We start from the raw sequence: 20,349 nt of genomic DNA on the forward strand, positions 1-20,349 counted from the left end.
CGGGACCGTCGTCTGACCCGACCCGCAACCGAAAGGCGTGTGTACACCGCGGGGTGAGATTTTGCTATGTACGACGACATTCTGATCCCGACCGACGGCGGCGAGGGGTTCGGTGCCGTCCTGGACCGCGCCGTCGAAATCGCACCGGACGAGGCGACCGTCCACGTCCTCTACGTCGTCGACGACCGTGCGTTCCTGACCCTCGACGACGAGATGAAGTCGGAGGTCCTCGAGGACCTCCAGGCCGAAGGGACCGACGCCGTGGGCACCGTCGCCGACGAAGTCGAAGCCGCCGGCCTGGATGCCGTCACCGCGATCCGACGGGGCACGCCGGCCGACGAGATCGTCGCCTACGCCGAGCAGGAGGGCGTCGACGTGGTGACCATGGGAACACGGGGCGACGACTACACGCAGAACATCCTCGGCAGTACGGCGGAAAAAGTCGTCGCCGACGCGTCGATCCCGGTGTTGACCGTCGATCTGTCCTGACGTCTCAGGCCGACCGCTCGGCCAGTTCGACGCCGAGGTACCCGCCCAGCGCCGACAGTCCGACGACGGTGAGGACGGTCACGACGAGCGCGAACACCAAGACGAGCGCGATAGCGACGGCCCCGAGGCCGACGCCGATCTCGGCACCGACGACCGCGGCCCCGCCGATCAGAAACGCGAAGAGGACGGTCGCGGGAATCGACGTGACCAGTCCCGAGTACGCGCCGACGCGGACGCCGTTGCTCCCGTCACCGCGGCCGAGGTAGCCCGCGACCGCTCCGCCCAACACGGGTGAGAACGGGACGAACGAGCTGACGACGGTGACGACCGCGCCGATCACGGCGTTGGTGGTCGTGTCCGGGCCGGCCTCGCCGGTCTCGGCGCGGCGGCGGTGCCAGCGGGTACGGTAGGCCATGAACGCGACACCAGCGACCACGAACAGCAGGCCCGTGACGGCGAGGCCGATACCGCCCCACCAGGCGAGCCCGTAGAGCGCGTCCACGAGTTGCGCTTCGGTCAGTCCGTCCGAGCGGACGGTGCCCTCGGCGACGGCGGCGGCGATCCAACTGCGGTCGGCCGCGCTGTAGAGCGCGGCTCCGCCCGCCGCGAACAGCAGGCCAGCGAGGATCGTCACGAGGGTGACAGCCCAGTCGACGGTGCGGCTGACGGCCCCAGAGTCGATGCCCTGTGCGTTGGATACTGAAGACATACCTGACTGTACGTCCAGTATGGATATAAACTAGCAGTGACGGTTGCTGACACTGAAACTGCGACCGGCGGTGCGCCCGCTCAGTCGTCGGCGGGCAGTTCCCGCTCGGGCGCGACGGTGACGACGGCTTCCAGTACGTCCGCCGGCGACGCGACTCGTATCATCTGCTCGGGTCGGTTCGGAGCGGTTCGGTCCGCCGATCCGCTGTCTGCTGGCCTCGCTCCGTCGACCGTCACGACCGGGAGTCGGGCGTCGAGTACGGCCGCGATGCCGTCGGCCGCTGGCGGGTCGGCCGCGACGAGCGCGGTCGCGGCGTCCCGGAGCGTACTCACGCGGTCCCGGACCGCGGGGCCGAGCGAGCCGAACGCCGGGGCCGTCACAGTCTCCAGGTCCCGGGCGCGGGCGGTCTCGGCGGCGAGGTCACCCTCTGGAAGCGGGCCCGCCGTGACGGTCGCGCCGGCATCGTGGAGCCGGGCGATCACCCGCGCGGCGGTCCGGCCGGTCCCGACGACGTGGACGGTCAGGTCGCGGTCGCGACGCTCGCCGAGGGCCGTCACCGACGGTGTTCCTGTGGTGGGGTGGGTCGTCACGGCGGCGTCGGCGTCGAAGGCCGCGCCGAGTGCGGGGGCGTCCAGTACCTCGGCTGGTGGGCCGTTCGCCAGCACCCGGCCGTCCGCGAGCAGGACGATGCGATCACAGAACCGCGCGGCCAGGTCGAGGTCGTGGATCGCCGCGAGCGCGGCCTTGCCCGAGGCGCCCAGATCCGAGACGAGCGACAGCGTCTCGACCTGGTGATTCACGTCGAGGCTCGCCGTCGGTTCGTCGAGCAAGAGCGCGGGCGTGTCCTGTGCGAGGGCGCGGGCGAGCAGGACGCGCTGGCGCTCGCCGCCGCTCACTTCGTCGACCGGGCGGTCGGCGAATCGGGCCGTGTCGGTCCGGTCCAGCGCGCGCCGAACCGCCCGGTCGTCGGCCTCGCGGTCGGACCGCCCGAAGCGCGTGTGGTAGGGCGTCCGTCCCATCGCCACGATGTCCTCGACGGAGAAGTCGAAGCCGACGTGGGTGTCCTGGGGGACGGTCGCGACCAGTCGGCCGCGCTCCCGGGCCGAACAGTCGATGACGCGGCGGCCGTCGATTTCCACCGTGCCGGATTCGGGTTCGAGGACGCCGTTTATCGCCTGCAAGAGCGTCGTCTTGCCCGCGCCGTTGGGCCCGACGAGCGCGACGAACTCGTCCTCGTCGACGGTCAGTGATACGCCCTCGAAGACGGTGACGCCGCCGCGGGCGACCGTCAGGTCCTCGACCTCGATCACAGCGCGTGCACCTCCCGGTTCCGGAGCAGGTAGAGGAAGAAGGGTGCGCCCAGCGCGGCGGTGACGATTCCTACGGGGACCTCCGCGGGCCCGGCGCGGGCGAACGTGTCGGCGGCGACGAGGAAGGCCGCACCCGCGAGCGCGCTCGTCGGGAGCAGGATGCGGTGGTCCGGACCGACCAGCAACCGCATGACGTGGGGAACGATCAGGCCGACGAAGCCGATGACGCCGGCGACCGACACCGCCGCGGCGGTGATGACGCTCGAAACCGCGAGCAGGATTCGCTTGGTGCGTTCGACCTCGATGCCGAGCGTGTGCGCGTCGGTCTCCCCGAGCAGGAGGACGTTCAGGTCGCGGGCGTAGGCGTAGAGGACGCCGAACGCGAGCAGGGCGAGCGGCAGGGTCACCTCCACCTCGGCCCACGACGAGCCGGAGAGCTGGCCCATCAGCCAGTAGACGGCTTCCCGGAGGCTCTGGCCGGCCTGCAACAACATGTAGGAGACGGCCGCCCCGAGCAACGTCTGGACGGCGACGCCCGCCAGGAGCAGGGTGGCGACCGGCGTGCGACCGCCCTCGCTGGCGATGGCGTAGACGCCGAAGGCGGCCACCAGCGCTCCGACGAAGGCGGCGGTCTGGAGGCCGAAGGGGATCGCGAGCGGAAAGGCGATGGTCGCGACCGCGCCGACGGCCGCGCCGGAGGAGACGCCGATGATCGACGGGTCGGCCATCGGATTCCGGAAGAAGCCCTGCATGACGGCGCCGGCCGAGGCCAGCGAGAAGCCGACGACGGCCGCCAGCGCGATCCGGGGGAGCCGCACCTGCCGGACGATGATCTCGGCGGTCGTCGGGACCGACAGCGAGAGCGGGTAGTAGTAGGACAGGTCCGGCACCGGGACGGGGACCGACGCGCCGAACGCGCTGGCGGACTCGACGCTCACCGAGACGCCGACGGGAATCGCCACCGCGTTGAGCGTCGCTTTGGCGACGGTGACGGGGTCGATGGCGACCGGCCCGATGGTCGCGCTCGCGAGGACGACCGCCACGAGGAGGACGGACAGTCCGACCGACCACCAGACGGTCCGGACGCCCGTGTGCATAGTCTTCAAGCTGGATTGGAGTAGGCAAATACTTATTGGATACCGACAGAGGCTGACGCAGATGAACACACGAACACTCGTTCTCGCGGCGGTCGTACTCGTCGCCGGGGGACTCGCGGCGACCGGCGCGGTGGCCGGTGGGTCGGCCGACGGTGCTTCAGACGCCCGATCAGCCCTGGGGCCGTCCGTCGGTGATCGGGCGGCGTCGGTCGCACAGAGCAGTTGTGCGTTCCCGGTCACGCGGACGGACGTGACGGGGACCGAGGTCGCGGTCGAGGAGCGGCCCGAGCGGATCGTCACGCTCCAGCCGAGTGACGCCCAGATCCTCTGGGAGATCGGCGCGCAGGATCGGGTCGTCGGGATGCCGGTGAACCAGTACACGTCGTATCTGGACGACCGATCCGGCAAGGCCGACGTGAGCGGTGAGGGCGTCGTCGAGAGAGTCGTCGGCACCAACCCCGATCTCGTGCTGGCGGCGAACGTCTCCGACCCCGAAACCGTCGAATCGCTCCGCGACGCCGGGCTGACGGTGTATCACTTCGCCGGCGTGCGATCGCTGGAGGAGATCGCGCGGAACGTCGAGACTGTCGGCCAGCTGGTCGGGTCCTGCGAGTCCGCACGCGAGGAGGCCAGCGAGTTTCGACTCACGGTCGAGCGCGCAGAGGCCGCCCACGCGAATGCCGAGGACCGGCCGTCCGTGCTCTACACCTTCTTCGGCTTCACGACCGGCACGGGTACGCATATCCACGACGCCATCGAAACCGCCGGTGGGGAGAACGTCGCCGCCGAGGCCGGGCTGGAGGGGTACAAGGAACTCAACGACGAGATCGTGATCGACCGGAACCCCGAGTGGATCGTCTTCCCCGACGACTACACCGTTCCCGAGGGGACGCCGTACAACGAGACGACCGCGTTCCAGCGAAACCAGACCATCGCACTCGACTACAGTTACATCAACCAGCCCGGGCCCAGGGTGGCGATTCCGCTGACTCAGCTCGCCAAGACCTGGTACCCCGAGGGCCTGGCCGAGGCCAACCGCACGGTGAACGCCTCTGACGTGGACACGCCGAACCGGACGGCGGCCGAGACGACCGCGGTGAACGGGCCGGGCTTCGGTGTCGCGGTGGCGGGACTCGCCGTGCTGGCCCTGATCGCGGCGGCGCTTCTGGTCGGGCGGCGGCCCTGAAAGCTGGACGGAAAAGTCCTTACCGACGGCCCGGCCAGAGGCGAGTATGGTCGAAAACGTCATCTGGCCCGCATACCTCGACGCGGAGTTGACACGCGCCGAGGGTCGGCGGGTCAATCTGGAGCAGGCGGTCCCCGAGCCGACCGTCGACGAGATCGCACAGGCGGTCCAGCAGGTGGGCTACGACGCCGTCATCGAACGGGACAAAGAGTACTCCCGGGAGTTCGAGCCACGGGGGCGCGTCCTCGTGAAAGACGCCGACGACGCGAGCAAGAGCGACCTGCTGGGTGCCGTGGCGGCTTACCTGGACGTGATCCGCTCGTGAGCATGCAACGCGTCGGCGAGGTCGTCCGCACCGCGCAGGGCCTCGCGGTCGTCCGCTCACCCGACGACGGTCACCCCGACTTCGGCACGACCGTCGTCGACGAGAACCTGGACGAGATCGGTCGGGTCGTGGACGTGTTCGGCTCCGTCGAGCAGCCGTACGTGGCCGTCTCGACCGACGAGGACGTTCGGTTGCCCACGCTTCTGGGGACGGCGCTGTACGCCCGGTGAGCCGGGGACGTCGAAACGGGACGGAATATCGGTTCGGTGAACTATCAAAAATATTCCGGAGAGTTGTGAGTCGAGCAACGCTCCGTCCCCGTTTATCGGGACTGCACTGCACAGTGAAACCGATGCCACAGAGACACTGCCCCACCCGAGAACGGTCCGGGCGAGAACGACCGGCCGGCGGCCATCGCTGACCGAACGATGGACGAGCTCACTGGATTCCAGCGTGACCTCCTGTACGTCGTTGCCGGGCTCGACGACCCGCACGGGCTCGCGGTCACAGACGAGTTCGACGAGTACTACGAGCGAGACATTCAGCACGGTCGTCTCTATCCGAACCTCGACACACTTCTCGAGAAGGCCCTGATAGAAAAACGCGCGACGGATCGCCGGACCAACGCCTACTCGCTAACCGGGCGTGCGAAACGCGAGATCGAGGCCCGCCGCGAGTGGGAGAACGGCTACCTCGAGGACGACAGACTCATCCCCTGAGGTCCGTGAGCAATATTGCACGCGGAGAGTCAGGGCCCAACTAGCATGACCGACCGTCACCCTTCACGATTGCTGGAATTCGACCGTCGCCAGGTTCTGCACCTCGCCACCGCAGCGACGACGGCGGCACTCGGTGGCTGTTTCGGGCTCGGAGCCGCCGATTATCCGTCGTACACCGACTGGATTCCACCAGAAGGCGATGGGATGGTCCTCGCGTACGTCGATTTCCGGATCACAGAAGAGTCACAGGAAGCGGACCAGATGCTTCCGCTGCTCCTGCCATCGAGGAGGGATACCGCAGATAGCGAACTCGTCCCCGACCTGCCGACTCTGGATGCTATCGACGACCCGTTTCTCGCGTGGCCGCTCGACGTCTGGCGGCGGCTCCTCGCGGGCATGGGTATCGGGCTCGGGGGTGGGTTAGGGTATCTCGTCGACTCGGATCGGCCGTCAGAAACGATCGACGAGCTATTCATCGCCAACGACATCGTCGTCTCGACGGGCGAATTCGACACGAGCAGGGCAGACGAGAAGCTCCGTTCCGGTCCCGACGACCCGCCCGGCGATATCGAACACGAGGTCGTTGGCGACCACGGCGAGTTTACCCTCTACGAAGCGACGAGAGAGGGACTGGACGCCGTCACCGCAGTCAGCGAGACGGCCATCGTGTTCGGCGACACCAGCGACCACGTTCGGACGGTGATCGATACACGGCGGGGCACCGACGACCGAGCAGTCGACGACTCCGAACCGTTCGGCTGGTCGATCGAGACCGCGGGCGAGGGCGACTTCGTGGCCGGGTGGACGGGGCCGATCGACCTCGACCGGCACACACTGGGCGAACCAGCTGTCCAGTTGACCGGTGATCTCCTGTCCCAGCGTGAGCATCTGGTTGCCTCGATTTCGTTTGCCCCCGACGACGGCGAGATCGCGGCCGATCTCGCGATCGAAGACCCGGAACTCGACGGGAAGACACGGGATCGCATCGAATCCCGGCTGGGTACCTCGGCTACCGAGATGTCGGTCAGTACAGACGCCGACCGACTCTCCGCCACTGCGACGTATCCGGACGACGTGCTCGACCTCTCGTTCACCGAACCACAGGGGACCGACACCGCCACCGACACTGAGGAGCCGATCCCACCCGAGGGCGACACGCCACCCGAGGTTGCAAACGCGGTGCCGGATGGGGCACTCGAACTGTCTCACGACGCCGCGGAGAACCACCTGACGGTCACGTTCGAGCGTGAACTCGCTGTAGACAAGGTGACCCTGCGGGCGAGCGAACGGGACTATCGAGTCTGGACGAATTCGCCGAACGAGACCGACGACCTTACCATATCCGTCGACCCCGACGGCGACGTCGTGATCGTCACCGCGACCGTCGACGGTGTCTCGGGCGAGATCGCCCGCCGGAAGGTCCCCTGAGCAGGGGGTCAACCGCCCCGGGGTCGAGACCCTGCGCGTCGCATCCGTACGATTTGAGGGGGAGGAACTCGACACCGACGGAGACGGAATCACGCACCGGCCTCGCGTTCCTGGTTGTCCCCGTTCCCATCGGCACGATAACTCAGTGGCTCGTGTTCTGAACAGCAACCGTTCTTCCAGCGGCGGTGATCTCGCCCCACTCCTCGAGAACACGGCTCCGGAGATCGGGAACGCCCCGGCGATCACACGCTCCGGAGGTTGGCACCGTCTTCGCAATCCTGAAACGGGAGACGGGCGAGAAGGCGGTATGGAGCAGCGAACGCGGGCGCTCGTCGCGAGCGCATTCATCGGACTGATCTTTCTGCTCGTGCAGCTGGGGGCGCTGGCGCTGGTCCAGCCGTTCGAGGCGGCCGGCTACCAGGCGGTCGAGGATCCGAGCGACCCGACGAACACCGTCGTCTACGTCGCGGCGATCCTGATCGCCACCGGCCTGATGTTGCTGGCGATCAAACTCGATGTGGACCAGCTCATCCGGGCGTTCGTCGTCTTCGCCGGCGTCTACCTCTCGTGGTACGTGTTCAGCGTCGTCGTCCCGAGCGTCGTCACCTACGCGGGATTCAACGTGCTGGCGGTGGCGGCGGCGCTCGCGCTCGGGGCCGCACTCCTGCTGTATCCGGAGTGGTACGTCATCGACGCCACCGGGGTCGTCATGGGAGCCGGCGCGGCCGGCCTGTTCGGGATCAGTTTCGGCCTCCTGCCGGCCATCCTGTTGCTGGCCGTGCTAGCCATCTACGACGCCATCAGCGTCTACGGCACCGAACACATGCTGACGCTGGCGTCGGGCGTGATGGATCTGAAAGTTCCAGTGGTGCTGGTCGTCCCGCTCACGCTCTCGTACTCGTTCCTGTCGGCCGAGACGCCCGATCCCACTGGCGAGGTCGAAGGCGAGGCGGCGGCCAACGGCGGCGCTCCCGAGAGCGAGGAGGAGACGGTATCGAACGAAGCCGATGACGGGGAAGACGACGAGGCCGCGGAAGCAGAACCCATGGACCGGGACGCGCTGTTCATCGGGCTCGGCGACGCGGTGATTCCCACCGTCCTCGTGGCCAGCGCGGCCTTCTTCGCGCCGGCGTCGGTCCCGACCGTCGGCGCGCTGGGGCTGGTCGTTCCGGTCACGGCGCTCGGTGCGATGGTCGGCACCTTCCTCGGACTGGCGCTGTTGTTGCGGATGGTGCTGGCGGGGCGCGCTCACGCGGGCCTCCCGCTGCTCAACGGGGGCGTGATCGGGGGCTACCTCGTCGGCGCTCTCGTCAGCGGGATTCCGCTCCTGGAGGCGCTCGGACTCGCGGGCTTCCTCTAATAGCCGCCGGCGTCGTCGAAACACCGACCGCACTTACTGACGTTCGCCCCGTCGAGTTCGGACTCGACCGCACGGAAAACCCGGAGGTCCTCCTCGGAAAGATTGTACGTGACGCCACACTCCGTCTGGAACTTCGATTTGCCGGTCTCCTGTTTGTGCACCGTGTTCGTGACTTCGTTCAGCACGCCACCCATAGAATACGATATGCCGTGCCACAGTATTGGTCTGTGGCTTGTCATACCATGCCATGGATGAGTAGTCGGGAGGCGCGTTCGGACTCGCCCGTGACTCGACGGTATCTTTTTTACGCAGCGGGGGGTCCGGCCGCTATGTCCGGCGAGTTTCCGAGTTCCTGGACCGATCCCACATACGTCTCCACGGTCGTGATGGTGCTGGCGGCCGGCGCGCTTCTGTTTTACGCGGCGCTGACGCCTGGAAATCCAGCACCCGAGACGGTCGGATTCGTCCTGCTGTGGATTTCGGCCCCGGCGACGGTCGCGTACGAACTGGCGCGGCGGTTCGGGTAGTCACTTCCCGGTCAGCGCCTGACTGGCCGGGGCGAACTCCAGCGGTTCTCCGAGGTCACGCTCGAGGGCCCGCTCGTAGAGCATGTGTGCCGCGGCGACGGTCTCGATGGCCGTTCCGCCGCTGTCGAACAGGGTAATCTCGTCGTCGCTCGTGCGGCCGGGTTCGACGCCGGCGATCACCTCACCGAGTTCGGCGTGGACCCGATCCTCGGAAATCGCGCCCTCCTCGACGGCCTGGATGAACGCGCCCGCGTCGGTCTCGGTGCGGGCGCGCAGATCCGGGACGTACGTCGCCGTCGAGACGGTCTCGGCGTCCACCTCGCGTACGTCGGGATCGTACTGGCCCATCGCGGTGACGTGGGTCCCGTCGTCCAGCAGGTCTCCGTCGAACACCGGTTCGGTAGCTCTGGTGGCCGTGATCACCACGTCGGCCCCTTCGACCGCGGCCGCGCTGGAGGCGACGGCGGCGACGGTCGGTTCGAGCGCGTCGTTCATCTCCGCCGCGAAGTTCTCGCGGTGTTCCTTGGTCGGGGAGTACACGTCGATGCGGTCGAAGTCACGCACGGTCGTCGCGGCACGCAACTGGCCGCGCGCCTGCGAACCGCTCCCGATGATCGACAGCGTCGAAGCGTCGTCCCGGGCCAGCGCGTCGATGCCGACCGCACCGACCGCACCGGTCTTGAACGGGTTCATGCTCGCGCCGTCCATGAGCGCCAGCGGCTCACCACTCTCGGAATCGAACAGCGAGAGCATGAAGTGGGCGTCCTGCGCACCGAAGCCAGCGCCGTACGTGTACGTTCCCATCGCGCCAGTGTCGGGCAGGATGGCGAGGTAACCAGTAAAAAAGCCCGGCGGGTCGGCGTTCGGGAGTTTCGTTCGCGGTTCGGCGGGTGCGCCCTCACCCCGCTGGCGGTACCCCTCCCGAACGGCGTCGACGTATTCGGCCGGGTCGGCGAGGCCGGCGAGTTCGTCGCTCCGCAGGAACAGCGCTTCCTTGTGTGTCGTCATGCCCGCCCGTTCGGACGACCCACTCATAGGTGTGCTGGAAGGGTAGTCGCAAAACCGACAGGAGAACGGAACCGGAGAGCGCAGAACTGAGAGGGAACGAACCCGTCCTCAGTCGGCAGAGAACTGCGGCGTGTCCCGCGGGGCCGCCGGCGTGGTCGAGGTCGCGTCGTCGACCGGACCGTTGACGAACATCGCGTGGCCGATCAGACCGATAGCGAACAGCAGCGCGACCGGAACGGCGACCGTGAACGCCAGTCCCGCACCGAGAAGCGCAGCGCTGATTCCTGCAACGGACACCGGAATGAGACCGAGAACGTAGTCGTAGTAACCCGTCATAACTTACGCTAATATAGAGCAGGTGGGGTCATAAATGTTTTCTTGTAGCCACTGGATAACATCTACTATAGGCATCTAATAATTACTTTGAACTTTTCGAGTGATTCAACATATCCAACCCATAACTTACAGAGACGGAATCCCACGACTGCAGTCGTCCCCCATCGTTACCCATTTTATCTACGGTCAGGAATTCGGGGTCCCCCTCCGGACTGGTCCGCGAGGAATCCAACGGTCGTGGAACCGTTCCGATTCTTGCATCGCATCGTCGGAGAAACACAGCGTTCGAGGAGACAGAGTGTTACACCTACGATATCGGTTCTGTTTTTACTACTGAGAATATCGCTGCTTTTCCAGCTTTGTCGAGTATATAGCATTATATTGAGTGATAATCTGGAGCAAGCCCTTATGAGGACGTGCGGGAAATTTCGGATCGAGGCGGACGGAGGCGGCACAGCCGCCGAGGTCACACATGAGCATCCACAACACGGACACCGACGACGAAGCAGGCAACTCCCAGCAGCCACAGTACGCCGAACTCAACATCGGCGAGGACGAGTTCGTCATCTACGACCGGGAGAACCACCAGGCCTGGATCCAGTCCAGCGTGTCGATCCCGGTCGACGAGAAGTGCTGAGGCCGACCGTAGGGGGGGAAGGCCTATACACACGTTTCTCTCGATACCACCAGCGATAGCCGCACGTGACCGATACCCAGATTGCGCGGAACCGACGCGTTGAAGCGGGTCAACGTCGAAGACGTGCCGCGTGAACAGTAACGACCGATCGATCGTCGGTCTCGTGACGGTCGCACACGCGATGGTCCACACCTACGAGCTGTCGATCCCGGTTTTGATCCCCATCTGGCTCACGGAGTTTTCCGTCATCGACGTGGGGTTCGCGCAGTTCCCGGTCAACGAGGCGACCGTCGGCGCGCTCGTGACCGTCGGGTTCGCGTTGTTCGGTCTCGGTGCACTCCCCAGCGGCGTCCTCGTCGACCGCGTCGACGCCCGCGTCCTCATCACGGCCTGTCTGGTCGGGATGGGTGCCTCGTTCCTCCTGCTGGCCGTCTCGCCGACGCCCGCGGTGATCGGCCTCGCGATGGCCGTCTGGGGCGTCGCCGCCAGCGTCTATCACCCCTCCGGGCTCTCGCTGATCAGCCGCGGCGTCGAACAGCGCGGGAGCGCCTTCGCCTACCACGGGATGGCCGGCAACGTCGGTATCGCCGTCGGCCCGCTCCTGACGATCCTCCTCCTGCTCGCGTTCGACTGGCGCGTCGTCGTCGCCATCCTCGCCGTGCCGGCCGCCCTCGCCGCCCTCTACGCCTTCCGGGCGGATATCGACGAGCGTGCGGCCGTGGCGGCCGCCGACGGCGGTGATGGGAGTACGGACGGCAACAGCCGCGCCGGGGGCGGCGTCGACTCGCTCGGTGACTTCCTCTCCCAGTCGCGGCACCTGTTCGCGGGCGCGTTCGTCGTCGTCTTCGCCGTGACGCTCTGCTCGGGCCTGTACTACCGCGGCGTGCTGACCTTCCTGCCCGAACTGCTCGACAACCTGGAGATCGCCGCGCTCGCTCCGGTCGAGTTCGGCGGGCGCACGCTCCAGCCCAGCCGGTACGTCTACGTCGGACTCCTGATGGTCGGCGTCGGCGGGCAGTTCGTCGCCGGCAAGCTCACGGATCGAGGGCGCCCCGAATTCGGTATCCTCGCGGGCTTCGGTGCCCTGGCAGTCGTCGCCGTGCTATTCCTGCCCGCAGCTGCGCTCGGTCTCCCGGCCCTGCTGGTCGTCTCGGCACTGCTCGGCTTCTTTCTGTTTTTCGTCCAGCCGTTCTACCAGGCCAGCGTCGCCGAGTACACGCCGGCGGGGACCCGGGGTCTGTCCTACGGGTTCACCTACCTCGGCGTGTTCGGCGTCGGCGCGCTGGGCGCGACGCTGGCGGGGGCGATGCTGACCTACTTCGCTCCCCAGCAGTTGTTCCTCGCCCTCGCGGGGCTGGCGGTGGTCGCCGCCGGTCTCGGGACGTACCTCGTCACGCAGGCGCCGTCGACTGCCGTCGGGACGTGACGAGGGCGACGGTCAACCGCCAGGCCACCAGCAGGATCCCCCCCACCAGAAACGCGACGATGGCGAAAGTTAGCGCCGCGTTGCCCGGGAAGACCGACGTGGAGCGCAGGCCCTGAGCCACCACGTCTGCCCCGAGCCACGCCCCCAGCACCAGCGCCGTCGAGCGCGTCAGGTTGCGGCGATAGTCGGTCGCGTACACGCCCGCCGGAACCGCCACGACCAGCCACCCGACCGCGAACTGGGCGTAGGTTCCGAGAACCCGCACGGAGAGCAGCGGGTACTCGTGGCTGATCTCGCCCATCACGATGAACACGGCGATGGCCAGCAGGTCACCGAGGAGAAAGAGTGCCGTCGCCGTGGACGGATCGACGCGACTCCGAACCCAGTCGAGCGCAGTCATGGGCAGCCGTTCGGACCGAGAAGACTTGGGTGTCCCGACTTCGACACTCAGAACCGTTTTCCCCCCGCAACGGTGTACTCGAAGCCGGCCCGCGGAATCGACGCGGAGAGGCCCGCCGCCCGAACCATCGCCGCCAGATCGCCGGCAGTGAAAAACCGCGACTCGAACCCGAACAGGTGTTCGGCGGTGACGAGTGCCCGGCCACGAATCGTCGTCGGATCGAACTCGAGACAGATCAGCACGCCCCCGGGTCGGAGGACGCGGGCCGCCTCCCCGAGGACCGCCTCGGGCCGAGCCATGTGGTGCAACGCGTCGAGGATCAATACGGCGTCGACCGACTCCTCGGCGACCGGCAGTCGGGCCGCGTCGCCCCGGACTCCCTCGACACCGCGCTCCTGGGCCTTGGCGAGCATCCCCGGGGCCGCGTCGACGACGACGCCCTCGGGCACGTCCAGCGACCGAACGCCCTGCCCGGTGCCACCACCCACGTCGAGGACGCGCTCGACGTCACGGTCGGCCAGCGCGAGCGCGGGTGCGAGTTTCCTCCGGCGAGTCGCCGGTTTCAGGTCGTACAACCGGGCGACCCGATCGAAGATTCCCACGTCGCCGGTCCGAGTGTCTGATGCCATACCGCGACTATTCACCGCGACCCCTTCAGGAGTTCCCCCGAACTAAAGCGGCTCCCGGCCGAAACGCCTGGCATGGAGTACGCGCTGCTGGGGTGGCCCCCGGACGGCCCGACGTTCCAGCTGGACTACCGGCGGTTCAGCTACGCCGGGAAGTTCGTCATGTCCGCGACCGGCAAGGCGGTGGTCCGCGACGACGACGCCATCGTCGCCGCCGTCGCGTTCAACGAGGACCGCACCGACGCCGACACGCTCTGGCTGCGCTACGTCACCGTCCGCGAGGACCACCGCGGCGAGGGGATTGGCCCGCGACTCTGCCGGTTCGCCGCCGAACACGCACGCGACCGAGGGTACGAACGAGTCCGGATCGCCGTCAACAACCCCTTCGCCTTCGAGGCCCTCTCGAAGGCCGGGTTCGCCTTCACCGGCGAGGAGACCGGCATCGCCGAACTCGTGATGGTCTGGCCCGGCGAGCGAACGCGCGAGTCCTACCAGTCCGGCCTCGACGTGTACCGTGAGCGCGACCTCTCGGCGGCCGAACGTGAGTTCCTGCGAGAACGCGAGGACGAGGACCCCCCGGCGACGATCACGTCGGTCCCTGCCGGCGACGCCTGACCCGGGTCGGGAGATTCAAGCGGCGGCCGCGGCTAGCAGGCGGTAATGGGAAACGCAGATCTCCGCGACCTCGCGGTCATCGAAGACGTGGCCTACGACGACCTCGCGGGGTCCGTCGTGGCCGTCGACGCTCACAACTGGCTGTACCGCTACCTGACGACGACGGTCAAGTTCACCCGTGACTCGGCCTACACGACCGAGGAGGGCGAGGAAGTCGCCAACCTCATCGGCGTCGTACAGGGCCTCCCGAAGTTCCTCGAACACGACGTGACGCCCGTGTTCGTCTTCGACGGCGGCGTCACCGATCTCAAGGAAGCCGAGGTCCAGAAGCGCCGCGAACAGCGAGAGAAGTACGAGGAGCAACTGGAAGAAGCCCGCGAGGCGGGCGACTCGGTCGAAGTGGCCAAACTGGATTCCCGAACCCAGCGGCTCACCGACACCATCGTGGACACGACGCGGGAACTGCTGGCCCTGCTCGACGTGCCCGTCGTCGACGCCCCCGCCGAGGGCGAGGCACAGGCCGCTCGCATGGCCCGCTCGGGAACCGTCGACTACGCCGGCACCGAGGACTACGATGCCCTGCTCTTTGGCTCGCCGCTGACCCTCCGGCAACTCACCTCGAAGGGTGACCCCGAGTGCATGGACCTCGACGCTACCCTCGAGGAACACGACCTCACCTGGGAGCAACTGGTCGACGTGGGCATCCTCTGTGGGACGGACTTCAACGAGGGCGTCTCCGGCATCGGTCCCAAGACCGCGGTGAAGACGGTCAGCGAACACGGGGACGTCTGGGGTGTCTTCGAGGCCCGCGACGTGTACGTCGAGAACGTCGACCGCATCAGAAGCCTCTTTCTGGACCCGCCAGTGACAGACGAGGTGACCTTCGACACGGAGATCGAGCCGGACATCGAGGCGGCCGAGGCGTTCGTCACAGATGAGTGGGGTGTCGCCGCCGACGAGGTCGAACGCGGCTTCGAGCGGATCGCGGACGCCACGGTCCAGACCGGACTGGACCGGTGGACGTGACCGGCGAGGCGTGTCGGCTTCCGGAACGCTTTCGGAGACGCCGCCGAACTGACGGGATATGAACGCCCTCCAGTCGCGTGTCAGAGTCCGGTGGGGAATCGTCGCCCTCGTCGTCGTCGCGATTCTCGGGGCGATCGTCTACGCCATCGACCGGTTCGTCCTCGAGTTCTCGCCGTTGCTCGGGCCGGGTTTCGCGGTTGTTCTGGCCCTCCTCGCGGCGGCGTACATCCAGGCGCTGTACCGCAGTTGGGGCTACCGACTCGACGACGATGCCCTGGAACTGGAACGTGGCGTCATCACGAACGTCGAGACCGCCGTGCCCTATGTCCGGGTCCAGCACGTCGACACCCAGCGCGGGCCGCTCGACCGCCTGCTCGGGCTCGGGCAGGTCGTCGTCTACACCGCCGGCTCCCGGGGGGCCGACGTGACGATTCCGGGACTGAAACCCGATCAGGCCCGCGACCTCCGGAATCGGCTCCGGGACCTGGCCATCGAGAGCGAACCGGAGGACGGCGTATGAAACTTCACCCGCTGAGTGCGGTCACGCGAAGTCTCCAGCGGGGGCTGGTCGCGGCGTCGATGGCCTTCGTCCTGACCGGCATCGGGCGGTTCGTGGCTCCGGAACTGCTCGGCTCGTTCGCCCTCATCGCGGGGCTGTTCGTCCTCCTGTTCGTCGTCGGTGTTGCGTACGGCGTCGCCTACTACTACCGCTTCGAGTACGCGCTGACGCCGGACACGTTCGACGTGTACTCCGGTGTGATCGGCCGACAGGAACGGGAGATTCCCTATCGGCGCATCCAGAACGTCGACGTAACCGAGAGCATCTTCCACCGGATCGTCGGCGTCGCCATCGTCCAGATCGAGACCGCCGGCGGTTCGGAGACCGAGGCGACGCTGAACTTCGTCGCCGCCGACGAGGCCCGTCGCCTCCAGCGCGAGGTCCGTGATCGCAGGGCCCGCGCTCGCGAAGACGACACAGCGGATACAGACGAGGCCGAGCCCGCCGAGACAGAGAGGGGGGCGACGGCGGCGGCGACCGACAGTCCGTCCGAGACACGCCACACCGATCCCGAGGCTGTCGCCGACCGGCTCTCGCGGGAGGGCGACCTCGAACCCGAGACGACGCTGTTCGAGCTCGGGTCGACCGAACTGCTCGTCCTCGCGCTCACCTCCTTCCAGCTCGCATCCGTCGCCTTCCTCCTCTTTGGCTTTCCTATCGTGGAGGACCTGCTCGTCGGCCTGTTCGCGAGCGTCACCGGAATCGAGGCACCGGTCGACGCGCTGACCAGCACGCCGGATCTGGCGATTCTGATCGGTCTGCTGGCCGTCGCCTTCGCCGCCGTGACGATGTGGGCGGTGAGCACCGTCGTCACGTTCCTGCAGTACTACGGGTTCACGCTCGGTCGGCAGGGCGAGGATCTGGTGTACGAGCGGGGCCTGCTCCAGCGCTACAGCGGGTCGATCCCGACCGACAAGATTCAGACCCTGACGATCCAGGAGAACGTCCTGATGCGCGCGCTCGGCTACGCCGGGTTCGCCGTCGAGACGGCCGGCTACAGCCCCGGCCAGAGCGACCAGGGACCACAGTCCGCGATTCCGCTGGCCGACCGGGAGCACACGCTCGCACTGGCGCGGGAACTCGAACCGTTCGACGAGCTGTCCTTCACCCGCTCGCCCAAACGAGCGCGGCGACGCTACGCGGTTCGGTACGGACTGGTCGTCCTCGGCCTGTCGGCGCTGACGTTCGGGCTCTCCGTCGCCGTCCCTGCGTTCGGTCTCTGGTACCTGCCGCTGTTCCTGTTGATCGGGGTCCCGCCGGCCGCGCACCTGAAGTGGAAACACCGCGGCTACTGTGTCGGCGAGGACCACTTCGTCGTCCGGGACGGCTTCTGGAACCGGAAGACGCGGATCGTGCCCTACTACCGGCTCCAGACGGTGATCCGCCAGCGGACCGTCTTCCAGCGTCGGCTGGACCTCGCACACCTGACTGCCGACACCGCTACCGCGTCCCTGCTGGGCCGCCAGGACGCCACCGCCTACGACATCGAGGCCGACGTGGCGAGCGATCTCTACGAGTTGAACCGCGAGCGGTTGCAGGCGAGTCTGCACGGCGGGACCTGACCGGCGGTGCTCGGTCCGGACCGTGTGCTTTTAGGACCGTTCCGGACGGAGATTCGGACGATCATGACTGACGAGGACTACCGTACGGAGCGGGACAGTCTCGGCGAGATGCAGGTGCCGGCGGACGCCTACTGGGGCGCACAGACCCAGCGCGCCGTCGAGAACTTCCCCATCTCCGACGTGACCTTCGGCCGTCGGTTCGTTCGCGCACTCGGGATCGTCAAGAAAGCCGCCGCACAGGCCAACGAGGAGCTCGGCACGATTCCCGAGGACAAGGCCGACTGCATCGTCGAGGCCGCCGACGAAGTCATCACCGGCGAGCACGACGACCAGTTCCCCGTCGACGTGTTCCAGACCGGTTCCGGGACCTCCTCGAACATGAACGCGAACGAGGTCATCGCCAACCGCGCGACCGAGCTCTACGGCGGCGAGATCGGTACCCGCGAGATTCACCCCAACGACCACGTCAACTTCGGCCAGTCCAGCAACGACGTGATCCCCACCGCGATGCACGTCGCGTCGATGGAGGCCGTCCAGAAGGACCTCATCCCCGCGCTGGAGGTCCTGCGTGACGAACTCGAAGCCAAAGAGGCGGAGTTCGCCGACGTGGTCAAGACCGGGCGGACCCACCTCCAGGACGCCACGCCCGTCACGCTGGGCCAGGAGTTCGGCGGCTACCGCGCGCAGGTCGAGAAGGGCATCACCCGCGCCGAGGACACCCGGCATCACCTGAGCGAACTCGCGCTCGGCGGCACCGCCGTCGGGACGGGTCTGAACACCCACCCGGACTTCCCCGAACTCGCCGCCGAGTACATGAGCGAGGAGACGGGCCTGGAGCTCCGCGAGGCCGACAACCACTTCGAGGCCCAGGCCGCTCACGACGCGATGAGCGAGGCCCACGGCGCGCTTCGGACCATCGCGGGCTCGCTGAACAAGATCGCCAACGACCTGCGGCTGCTGGCCTCCGGCCCGCGCAACGGGCTCGGTGAGATCGACCAGCCCGAGAACCAGCCCGGGTCGTCGATCATGCCCGGCAAGATCAACCCGGTCGTCGCCGAGGCTGTCAACCAGGTTCACAAGCAGGTCGTCGGCAACGACGCCGCGGTGTCGGCCGGCGCGGCCGAGGGCCAGATCGACCTGAACCTCTACAAGCCCGTCCTCGCGCACAACTTCCTCCAGTCGGCGAAGCTACTGGCCAACGCCAGCGAGACCTTCGGCGAGAAGTTCGTCCACAAGCTGGAAGCCGACGCCGAGCACTGCGAGGAGCGCGTCCAGCAGAGCATGGCGCTGGCGACCGCGCTCAACCCTGCCATCGGCTACGACAAGGCCAGCAAAGTCGCGAAGAAGGCACTCGCCGACGGCAAGACGATCCGCGAGGTCGTCCTCGAAGAGGGCTACCTCGACGCCGAGGAGGTCGACGACGTGCTCGACCCGATGAAGATGACCGAGACTGGCATCCTGTCGGCCGACGACTGAGCGCCACAGACCGTCGACTCACTTCTCTCGGCGACTGGGGGTCAACATCTCGTCACGGAGTTTGACGCTCCACTGACCGTCGCCCCGGTCCCAGCCTTTCGGCGTCGCGCTCGTCCGGAGCCGTCGAGGCAGGTCCGGGTGTGGCGTGATCCAGACGATACAGCTGGCCTCGCCCTTCGAGAACGGATAGCCGACGTGAGTGCCGACGTACCCCTTCCTGTGACCGTGATCGGTCGGGCCCCAGTCCTTGGGGTCCCATTCCCGGACGAAGGCGGCGTCTGGGTTCGATTCGTTCCACCCCGCCCGGAGGAACGTCTCGTTTGTCCAGAAGCGAACGTCTTGGTGGAGCGTGTCGCTGTTGAACTCCGGCGACGACTCGGTGTCCGGTCGATACCAAGTCGCGTCGTCCTCGTGGATTGTCTTCGTGTACGTGTCGTACCAGAACCCTTCGTGGACGCCGGCCCAGACCAGCCAGTCCGCGGCCGAGTTGTAGGACGACGGGGTCCCCAGGGCCGTCTCGATCTCGGATTTCGTGATGTCGACCCCGGCAAACGTCGCGTTCGACCTGGCCATCTTGCGCGCGGCGGCGTGTGACCGCGCCAGTTTCGTCGCCAGTTGCGCTCGCGTGTACGTGACGTGTCCGATCTCCGATCTTTGGTCACCGGGTCTACCACAGTGATTTCAGCTATATTTCTGCGTAAGAATAGCTACTGGCGACCGATCACACGCCTGGCAAGCGTCCGAGCGACGGCGAAAACCGTGGCTGTCCGGAGTGGCCCGGCGAGAAATACCGTGACTGTCCGGTCCGGCTCTACCGCGCGCAGAATTAGTTGTCCGGCAGTTTCTCGGCGAGTTTCCCCATCGTCGTCGCCAGCTGGTCACCGGTCGCCTCGGAGCCGTCCATCTCGAACTGGCCGTCATCGTAGCCCGAGACCGGATCGAGCTGGCCAGTCGTCAGCGCCGTCAGCGTGTTGGCCGGCCCGCGGATTTCGAGGTCCGGGGTCTCGGCCAGCCCCGCGCCGCCCGAGACGGCCCCCGCGTCGGCGTCGAGTTCCAGGTGACTGGCCATCGGGGCGTCCGTCGCCTCGAAGTTCACCGTGGTGTCCTCCTCGATTGACTGTTGCACGTCGGGGCTGAACTGGGCCAGCAGTTCGACGCCCTGCCACTGGAGTTCCTGGAACTGGTCGACCGTCTCGGGGTTCTCGGCGGCGAATTCGGCCACGTCCACGTCGCCGACGCGGTCGATCACGTCGGACAGAAGCAGGGGGTTCTCCAGGGCCAGCACTTCGACCTCGCCTTCGAGATCCGCCAGTAGCTCGGGCAGTTCCTCGGTGAGTTCGTCGGTCGGCAGTTCGAGCACGCGCGCGACCTCTTCGGCGAGTTTCTCGGTGTCGGTCATGGTCTTCGTTCACGACCGACCCAAAAGTGCCTGTCTCGTCGGTTCCGAGGCGATTTATGCCTGGGCCGTCGCCGCGGTCGACGGTCTGGCGACGAACTGACCGGAAGGGTGCGTTTTTTGACCGCCGGC

General features: G+C 67.2%; 25 protein-coding genes. 15 read left to right on the forward strand and 10 right to left on the reverse strand.

The genetic code is table 11. The annotated features are described in order from the left end of the window. The first annotated feature begins 66 nt into the window (after nt 1–66). The gene (locus MU521_RS01070) at nt 67–489 is read left to right on the forward strand and encodes a universal stress protein (RefSeq protein ID WP_092686874.1); all 423 of its coding nucleotides are present in this window, start codon (nt 67–69) and stop codon (nt 487–489) included. 4 nt (nt 490–493) lie between these two features. On the opposite strand, the gene MU521_RS21575 is transcribed toward MU521_RS01070, so the two are convergent. The 3 genes from MU521_RS21575 to btuC form a co-directional block, all read right to left on the reverse strand. Beyond that, on the reverse strand, nt 494–1,198 hold the full coding sequence (locus tag MU521_RS21575; protein WP_342670334.1) for a DUF5518 domain-containing protein: 705 nt from the start codon (nt 1,196–1,198) through the stop codon (nt 494–496). A gap of 80 nt (nt 1,199–1,278) precedes the next feature. Beyond that, the gene (locus tag MU521_RS01080; protein ID WP_092686871.1) at nt 1,279–2,508 is read right to left on the reverse strand and encodes an ATP-binding cassette domain-containing protein; all 1,230 of its coding nucleotides are present in this window, start codon (nt 2,506–2,508) and stop codon (nt 1,279–1,281) included. Then, a complete protein-coding gene (btuC, locus tag MU521_RS01085) occupies nt 2,505–3,605 on the reverse strand; it encodes a vitamin B12 ABC transporter permease BtuC (RefSeq protein ID WP_092686868.1) in 1,101 nt (366 codons plus the stop codon). Before btuC ends, MU521_RS01080 begins: the two co-directional genes overlap by 4 nt. Before the next feature lie 61 nt (nt 3,606–3,666). Here btuC and MU521_RS01090 point away from each other — a divergent pair, with 61 nt between their 5' ends. The 6 genes from MU521_RS01090 (at nt 3,667) to MU521_RS01115 (ending at nt 8,623) form a co-directional block, all read left to right on the forward strand. Beyond that, nucleotides 3,667–4,791 carry a PGF-CTERM-anchored ABC transporter substrate-binding protein gene (locus tag MU521_RS01090; protein ID WP_175452733.1) on the forward strand — a complete coding sequence of 375 codons (1,125 nt, stop codon included), beginning with the start codon at nt 3,667–3,669 and terminating at the stop codon, nt 4,789–4,791. Between the two features lie 46 nt (nt 4,792–4,837). Then, nucleotides 4,838–5,116, forward strand: a complete 279-nt coding sequence (gene srp19, locus MU521_RS01095) for a signal recognition particle subunit SRP19 (RefSeq protein WP_092686862.1) — start codon at nt 4,838–4,840, stop codon at nt 5,114–5,116. A 2-nt stretch (nt 5,117–5,118) separates the two neighbouring features. After that, nucleotides 5,119–5,346 carry an H/ACA ribonucleoprotein complex subunit GAR1 gene (locus MU521_RS01100; protein ID WP_092686859.1) on the forward strand — a complete coding sequence of 76 codons (228 nt, stop codon included), beginning with the start codon at nt 5,119–5,121 and terminating at the stop codon, nt 5,344–5,346. 198 nt (nt 5,347–5,544) lie between these two features. Beyond that, the gene (locus MU521_RS01105; protein WP_092686856.1) at nt 5,545–5,835 is read left to right on the forward strand and encodes a helix-turn-helix transcriptional regulator; all 291 of its coding nucleotides are present in this window, start codon (nt 5,545–5,547) and stop codon (nt 5,833–5,835) included. Nucleotides 5,836–5,880: 45 nt separating this feature from the next. Then, a complete protein-coding gene (locus MU521_RS01110) occupies nt 5,881–7,263 on the forward strand; it encodes a hypothetical protein (protein WP_092686853.1) in 1,383 nt (460 codons plus the stop codon). Between the two features lie 307 nt (nt 7,264–7,570). Beyond that, complete coding sequence (locus MU521_RS01115; protein WP_092686850.1) at nt 7,571–8,623, forward strand: presenilin family intramembrane aspartyl protease PSH; 1,053 nt, start codon at nt 7,571–7,573, stop codon at nt 8,621–8,623. Here the strand turns inward: MU521_RS01115 and MU521_RS01120 are convergent. Next, nucleotides 8,620–8,817 carry a hypothetical protein gene (locus MU521_RS01120; RefSeq protein WP_092686846.1) on the reverse strand — a complete coding sequence of 66 codons (198 nt, stop codon included), beginning with the start codon at nt 8,815–8,817 and terminating at the stop codon, nt 8,620–8,622. The two genes, MU521_RS01115 and MU521_RS01120, sit on opposite strands and share 4 nt — an antisense overlap. A gap of 135 nt (nt 8,818–8,952) precedes the next feature. On the opposite strand from MU521_RS01120, the gene MU521_RS01125 reads away from it, so the two are divergent. Beyond that, the gene (locus MU521_RS01125) at nt 8,953–9,150 is read left to right on the forward strand and encodes a hypothetical protein (RefSeq protein ID WP_092686843.1); all 198 of its coding nucleotides are present in this window, start codon (nt 8,953–8,955) and stop codon (nt 9,148–9,150) included. Here MU521_RS01125 and MU521_RS01130 read toward each other — a convergent pair whose 3' ends face one another. Further along, nucleotides 9,151–10,158, reverse strand: a complete 1,008-nt coding sequence (locus MU521_RS01130) for an ornithine cyclodeaminase family protein (RefSeq protein ID WP_092687478.1) — start codon at nt 10,156–10,158, stop codon at nt 9,151–9,153. Between the two features lie 108 nt (nt 10,159–10,266). Then, nucleotides 10,267–10,494 carry a DUF8015 family protein gene (locus MU521_RS01135; protein ID WP_092686840.1) on the reverse strand — a complete coding sequence of 76 codons (228 nt, stop codon included), beginning with the start codon at nt 10,492–10,494 and terminating at the stop codon, nt 10,267–10,269. A gap of 472 nt (nt 10,495–10,966) precedes the next feature. Here MU521_RS01135 and MU521_RS01140 point away from each other — a divergent pair, with 472 nt between their 5' ends. Both MU521_RS01140 and MU521_RS01145 read left to right on the forward strand, forming a co-directional pair. Further along, entirely contained in the window at nt 10,967–11,131 is a 165-nt protein-coding gene (locus tag MU521_RS01140; RefSeq protein ID WP_175452732.1) for a DUF7331 family protein, read from the forward strand. 130 nt (nt 11,132–11,261) lie between these two features. Then, nucleotides 11,262–12,557 carry an MFS transporter gene (locus MU521_RS01145; protein ID WP_245681121.1) on the forward strand — a complete coding sequence of 432 codons (1,296 nt, stop codon included), beginning with the start codon at nt 11,262–11,264 and terminating at the stop codon, nt 12,555–12,557. Here MU521_RS01145 and MU521_RS01150 read toward each other — a convergent pair. Together MU521_RS01150 and MU521_RS01155 are read right to left on the reverse strand one after the other, a co-directional pair. After that, nucleotides 12,523–12,957 carry a DUF3054 domain-containing protein gene (locus MU521_RS01150; protein ID WP_092686837.1) on the reverse strand — a complete coding sequence of 145 codons (435 nt, stop codon included), beginning with the start codon at nt 12,955–12,957 and terminating at the stop codon, nt 12,523–12,525. The two genes, MU521_RS01145 and MU521_RS01150, sit on opposite strands and share 35 nt — an antisense overlap. Nucleotides 12,958–13,004: 47 nt before the next feature. Further along, nucleotides 13,005–13,586 carry a class I SAM-dependent methyltransferase gene (locus tag MU521_RS01155; RefSeq protein WP_092686834.1) on the reverse strand — a complete coding sequence of 194 codons (582 nt, stop codon included), beginning with the start codon at nt 13,584–13,586 and terminating at the stop codon, nt 13,005–13,007. 72 nt (nt 13,587–13,658) lie between these two features. Between MU521_RS01155 and MU521_RS01160 the strand changes: the two genes are divergently transcribed. From MU521_RS01160 to MU521_RS01180, 5 genes are all read left to right on the forward strand, one after another. Beyond that, nucleotides 13,659–14,198 (forward strand): GNAT family N-acetyltransferase, encoded by a 540-nt coding sequence (locus tag MU521_RS01160; protein ID WP_092686831.1) that lies wholly within the window; start codon nt 13,659–13,661, stop codon nt 14,196–14,198. A gap of 45 nt (nt 14,199–14,243) precedes the next feature. Further along, the gene (gene fen / locus MU521_RS01165) at nt 14,244–15,224 is read left to right on the forward strand and encodes a flap endonuclease-1 (protein ID WP_092686828.1); all 981 of its coding nucleotides are present in this window, start codon (nt 14,244–14,246) and stop codon (nt 15,222–15,224) included. Between the two features lie 58 nt (nt 15,225–15,282). Beyond that, nucleotides 15,283–15,744 (forward strand): PH domain-containing protein, encoded by a 462-nt coding sequence (locus tag MU521_RS01170; RefSeq protein WP_092686825.1) that lies wholly within the window; start codon nt 15,283–15,285, stop codon nt 15,742–15,744. Continuing rightward, nucleotides 15,741–17,345, forward strand: coding sequence for a PH domain-containing protein (locus MU521_RS01175; protein WP_092686823.1), 1,605 nt, complete (start codon nt 15,741–15,743; stop codon nt 17,343–17,345). Before MU521_RS01170 ends, MU521_RS01175 begins: the two co-directional genes overlap by 4 nt. Before the next feature lie 63 nt (nt 17,346–17,408). Continuing rightward, nucleotides 17,409–18,821 (forward strand): class II fumarate hydratase, encoded by a 1,413-nt coding sequence (locus MU521_RS01180; protein ID WP_092686820.1) that lies wholly within the window; start codon nt 17,409–17,411, stop codon nt 18,819–18,821. Nucleotides 18,822–18,839: 18 nt separating this feature from the next. On the opposite strand, the gene MU521_RS01185 is transcribed toward MU521_RS01180, so the two are convergent. After that, entirely contained in the window at nt 18,840–19,394 is a 555-nt protein-coding gene (locus MU521_RS01185; RefSeq protein WP_092686817.1) for a hypothetical protein, read from the reverse strand. A 253-nt stretch (nt 19,395–19,647) separates the two neighbouring features. Beyond that, the gene (locus MU521_RS01190; protein WP_092686814.1) at nt 19,648–20,220 is read right to left on the reverse strand and encodes an SCP2 sterol-binding domain-containing protein; all 573 of its coding nucleotides are present in this window, start codon (nt 20,218–20,220) and stop codon (nt 19,648–19,650) included. Nucleotides 20,221–20,349 lie beyond the last annotated feature (129 nt).

This window comes from Halorientalis regularis (assembly GCF_023698535.1).
Taxonomy (GTDB): domain Archaea; phylum Halobacteriota; class Halobacteria; order Halobacteriales; family Haloarculaceae; genus Halorientalis; species Halorientalis regularis.